This window comes from Mesorhizobium sp. M0306, assembly GCF_040321655.1.
GTDB lineage: Bacteria > Pseudomonadota > Alphaproteobacteria > Rhizobiales > Rhizobiaceae > Mesorhizobium.
This window is the reverse complement of sequence record NZ_JAMYRY010000090.1, coordinates 1-1,757: the sequence shown is the minus strand read 5'-3', so window position 1 is coordinate 1,757 and position 1,757 is coordinate 1. Positions and strand designations below refer to the sequence as shown.

3 protein-coding genes are annotated in these 1,757 nt (G+C 63.5%); all 3 read left to right on the top strand.

Annotated features, from left to right (window positions below; all coding sequences use genetic code 11):
• On the top strand, window positions 1–306 hold a 306-nt coding region (locus NKI95_RS34185), incomplete at its 5' end, for a transposase (RefSeq protein WP_352687300.1).
• Window positions 303–647 carry an IS66 family insertion sequence element accessory protein TnpB gene (tnpB, locus tag NKI95_RS34180; RefSeq protein ID WP_352642448.1) on the top strand — a complete coding sequence of 115 codons (345 nt, stop codon included), beginning with the start codon at window positions 303–305 and terminating at the stop codon, window positions 645–647. The genes NKI95_RS34185 and tnpB, both read left to right, overlap by 4 nt.
• Window positions 648–720: 73 nt before the next feature.
• Window positions 721–1,757, top strand: a 1,037-nt coding sequence (gene tnpC / locus NKI95_RS34175; protein WP_352722246.1) for an IS66 family transposase, incomplete at its 3' end; no start/stop codon positions are given.

Below are 1,757 nucleotides of genomic sequence, written 5' to 3'. Positions count from 1 at the left end.
CGGCGCTGGTCGGCGGAAGCGAAGTCGCGGCTGATCGAGGCGACACTGAAGCCGGGCGCGAATGTATCGGCCATTGCCAGACAGGCGGGGATGGCGCCGGCCCAGCTGTTCGGCTGGCGGAGCAAGGCGATCAAGAGCGGTGCGGTCACGCCACACAGGGATGCGGAGCGGCTCGGCTTTGTCGAGGTCACGCCGACAGCGTCTGCGTCGGTGGAGATCGAGCTGGGTGGCGTGGTCATTCGCGCCGGTGCCGATATCAATGAGGAGCAGCTGGTGCGGATTATCCGGGCGGTTCGCCAGGCATGATCCCGGCTGGCGTGAAGGTGTTGCTCGCCAGTCATCCCGTCGATTTTAGAAAAGGTCCCGACGGCCTTTTGGCACTGGTGCGCGATGCCGGCTCGGATCCATTCAACGGCGCACTTTATGTATTCCGCGCCAAAAGAGCGGACAGGATCAAGATCGTCTGGTGGGACGGCAGCGGCGTGTGTCTTTATGCCAAGCGGCTGGATGAGGCGAAGTTCTGCTGGCCGCGGATCGGCCACCACCGGGTCCAGCTCAATCATGCTCAGCTCATGGCTCTGGTTGACGGAATGGACTGGAAACGGGTTCGAACGGAGACCGTCAGGCGGCCGCAATCGGTTGGGTAAAACCCTGCGGCATGATGAATCAGGGATCTGAAAAAGCGGGAAAATTGCCCGCGAATATGCTCTGATTTTGGCCATGTCGGCACCCGATCTCGCGCTCCCGGACGACGTTGACGCGCTCAAGGCGATGGTTGTTGCCATGGCCGAAAAAGCCGCCGGTCTGGAAGAGCGTAATGCCGATCTCGAAGCCCACAATACGCATCTCGAGTTGGTCAACAAGAGCGCCGAGGAGCGGATCGCACGACTGACGGCGGTGGTGAAGATGCTGGAGCGGGCGCGCTTCGGCAGCCGCTCCGAAAGGTTGCGGGCCGGTGCGCTGAGCGAGGAGCAGTATGCGCTGGTCTTCGACGAGATCGAAACCGGCGTGGCGGCCATCCAAGCGCAGATGGAGAAGTCTGCGGGCGGCTCGAAAGCGAAGCGCGCTCCGCGTCCTCGCAAAGGCTTTGCGGCCCATCTCGAACGGGTCGAGGTGGTCATCGAGCCCGAAACGCCTGCTGGCTGCGAAGCGCTGGAAAAGATCCTGATCGGCGAGGACGTCTCCGAACGGCTCGATGTCACCCCGGCGAAGTTCCGGGTGATCGTTACGCGTCGCCCCAAATATGCCTACAAGGGTTGGGACGGCGTCATCCAGGCAGCCGCGCCCGCCCGCATCATCGAAAGCGGCATTCCGACCGAAGCGCTGCTGGCGCAGATCGCGGTGTCGAAATACGCCGATGGCCTGCCGCTCTACCGCCAGGAAGCGATTTATGCCCGCGATCAGGTCGAGATCGACCGGTCACAGATGGCGCAGTGGATGGGCAAGCTCGGCTTCGAGCTCGAGCCGCTCGCCGATTACGCACTGGCTCGCATCAAGCAGGGGGAGCGGGTCTTCGCCGATGAGACCACGCTGCCAACGCTGGCGCCGGGATCTGGCAAGGCCAAGACGGCCTACCTCTGGACCTATGTCCGCGATGATCGGCCCTTTGGCGGCAGTGGACCGCCCATCGTCGCCTACCGCTTCGAGGACAGCCGCGCCGGCGAATGTGTCGCCCGTCATCTGGACGGCTATCGCGGCATCCTGCAAGTCGACGGATACGCCGCCTATAACCGGCTGGCCCGATCCGATCGGGGCAA